Raw genomic sequence first — 2,787 nt, forward strand, 5'->3', positions numbered from 1 at the left:
CTACCTGTTCATCGCCCACAACCTGAGCGTGGTGGAGCACTTCAGCGAGCGCGTCGGCGTCATGTACCTGGGCAAGATGGTGGAGATGGCCCCGCGCGACCTGCTCTACAGCGACCCGCTGCATCCCTACACCCAGGCGCTCATGTCGGCCATCCCCGTGCCCGACCCAACGCTGAAGCGGCAGCGCATTCTGCTGGAAGGGGACGTACCCAGCCCGCTCAACCCGCCCTCCGGCTGCCGGTTCCACACCCGTTGCCCGCTGGCCTTCGACCTGTGCTCTCAGCAAGAACCACCCTTCAAGGATTATGGCGGAGGCCACTTCGCCGCCTGCCACTTGCTGGAGACGGGCGAGCGCGGGGCCAGCAAGCTGACCGTCGCCAATATCGCCGAGAAGAAGGGGGCGCGGGTAGCCAGGCAAGTGATTCATTAGGGGATAGGGGCTAGGGAATAGGGGCTAGGGACTAGGGACTAGGGAAGAACGCTCTTCCCTAACCCCTAGCCCCTAGCCCCTACCTGCGGCGGGCGGCCTCTTCGACGTAGCGCACAATCGCCCCGGCCACGTCTACCCCCGTCGTCGCCTCGATGCCCTCCAGCCCCGGCGAGGAGTTGACCTCCAGCAGCAGCGGCCCGCGCCTGGAGGGGATCAGGTCTACCCCGGCCACGGCCAGCCCATGCGCTCGCGCCGCCCGCACCGCCAGCGCCGCCGTCGCCGCGTCTAGCTCCACGGGCACGGCCGTGCCGCCCTGGTGCAGATTGGCGCGAAACTCTCCCTGCGGCGCGCGCCGCTCCATGGCCGCCACCCAGCGGTGGCCGACGACGATGACCCGCAGATCGCGGCCGGCCGCCTCGGCGATGAACTCCTGGATAATGGCCTGGCGGTTCAACTCCTCCGCCCGCTGCAGGACGGCGGCGACGGTCGCCAGATAGTGCGCCAGCAGCACGCCGCGCCCCTGCGTGCCATGGATCAGCTTGACCACCGCCGGCAGCCCGCCCACCGCATCCACCGCGGCATAGAGCGCCTCCGGCCGGGCGATGACCGCTGTGCGCGGGATGGGCAGGCGCGCCTGGGCCATCAGTTGCAGGCTCTGGAGCTTGTCGCGCGAGCGGGCGATGGCCTGCGACGAGGCGGTCGTGATCAGCCCGGCCGCCTCGAACTGGCGCACCACCGCCAGCCCGTAGAACGTGACCGACGTGCCGATGCGCGGGATGATGGCGTCCAGCGCCGGCAGGGGGGAGGTGTTCGCCAGTCCGGGAATGCCTTCGGTGAGAAGGTGCGTTTCGCCCGGCGGCGCGCCCTGCCGGCCCAGGTGGACGGCCACCGACGTGGTGTCGATCACCTGCGCCTGGTGGCCGCGCTCCCGGGCCACCTGGGCCAGCCGCCGCGTGCTGTACAGGGCGGGGTTGCGAGATAGGATGCCGATGCGCATGGGGCCTATTGTAATTGGGATCGGGAATTAGCGCAGGGGAGCGGGGAGGCGGGGGAGCAGGGGGGCTTCTCGCTTGCCACCTGCCACCAGCTACTATCCGCATCTGGGGAGGCGGAGTCTGATTTCTCCCCCGCCCCCCTGCTCCTCCGCTCCCCCGCTCCCCTTGCCCCCTCCCCCCTCTAGGCTACAATCAACCGCTACGGAGCAACTGCTGATGGCAATCGACACCTTCGTCATCGTCCCGACGTATAACGAAGCCGACAACCTGGATGATCTACTGGCCCAACTGCTGGCGCTGCCGGTGGGCATCGGCGCGATTGTGGTCGATGACAACTCGCCCGACGGCACGGGGGACATCGCCGACCGCTGGGCCGCGCAACACCCCGGCCGGGTCTACGTCGTGCACCGGCCGGCCAAGCTGGGGCTGGGCACGGCTTACATCGCCGGCTTCAAGGCGGCGATCCGCGATCTGGGAGCCGAGCGCGTCCTGACGATGGACGCCGACTTCTCCCACAACCCGCGCTACATCCCCGACATGATCGCCATGAGTCGCGCCACGCACGTCGTCATCGGCTCGCGCTACGTGCGCGGCGGCGGCACGCGCAACTGCAGCCGGCGGCGCATCCTGCTCAGCCGGGGGGCCAACCTGGTGGCCCGCACGCTGCTCGGCCTGAAGGCCCGCGACGCCACGGCCGGCTTCCGCCTCTACCGGCGCGAGGTGTTGCTCTCCATTCCGCTGGACCAGGTCTTTTCCAGCGGCTACTCCTTCCTGGTCGAAATGCTCTTCCTGTGCCAGCGGCGCGGCTGGCAGATCGGCGAAGTCCCCATCATCTTTGAGGATCGCCGCAAGGGGAAGACGAAAATCTCCCGCCAGGAGATCTTCAAAGCCCAATACACGGTCTTCCGCCTCTTCCTGCGCCGGCTGGGCGGCGGAGAGCCGCGCCGGCCGGCCGTCGCCGTGTCACCCATCATCAGTAATGATCAAAGTTAACTGTAATCTGTGCGGCCGGGACGACTACCGCGTGCGCTTCCCAGCCACCACAGAGGCCGACGCGCCGCGCGTCGAAGCCTTCCGCTGCACCCACGCCGGCTACGGCCACCACGCCCAGATCGTCCAGTGCCGCCACTGCGGCCTGGTCTACGCCAACCCGCGCTGGCCGGTGGATGTGGTGCTGGACGCCTACACCGCCGTCGAGGATGAAACCTACGTCGAGGAGCGGCAGGGGCGCGAACTGACCTTTCGTCACCACCTGCGCCACCTGGAGCGCTTCACCGGCCCGGCCGAGGGGCGGGCGCTGCTGGACGTGGGGGCCTACATTGGCGTCTTCGTCGAGGTGGCCGCGCAGTCCGGTTGGCAGGC

3 protein-coding genes and 1 pseudogene are annotated in these 2,787 nt (G+C 68.9%); 3 read left to right on the forward strand and 1 reads right to left on the reverse strand.

The genetic code is table 11. The features are described from left to right. Positions 1-430: oligopeptide/dipeptide ABC transporter ATP-binding protein (locus ACE3UY_RS08805; protein ID WP_374687172.1), on the forward strand; the 430-nt coding region annotated here is incomplete at its 5' end. 79 nt (positions 431-509) lie between these two features. On the opposite strand, the gene ACE3UY_RS08810 is transcribed toward ACE3UY_RS08805, so the two are convergent. Beyond that, positions 510-1,427: a RimK family alpha-L-glutamate ligase gene (locus ACE3UY_RS08810; RefSeq protein WP_374687173.1), complete on the reverse strand. Its 918-nt coding sequence runs from the start codon at positions 1,425-1,427 to the stop codon at positions 510-512. 214 nt (positions 1,428-1,641) lie between these two features. Between ACE3UY_RS08810 and ACE3UY_RS08815 the strand changes: the two genes are divergently transcribed. Beyond that, positions 1,642-2,418 (forward strand): polyprenol monophosphomannose synthase, encoded by a 777-nt coding sequence (locus ACE3UY_RS08815; protein ID WP_374687174.1) that lies wholly within the window; start codon positions 1,642-1,644, stop codon positions 2,416-2,418. Then, a pseudogene (locus ACE3UY_RS08820) lies at positions 2,405-2,787 on the forward strand (class I SAM-dependent methyltransferase); the annotation flags it as partial. The gene ACE3UY_RS08815 and the pseudogene ACE3UY_RS08820, both read left to right, overlap by 14 nt.

Origin of the sequence: Promineifilum sp. (SeqCode) (genome assembly GCF_041918635.1) — a bacterium.
Taxonomy (GTDB): domain Bacteria; phylum Chloroflexota; class Anaerolineae; order Promineifilales; family Promineifilaceae; genus Promineifilum.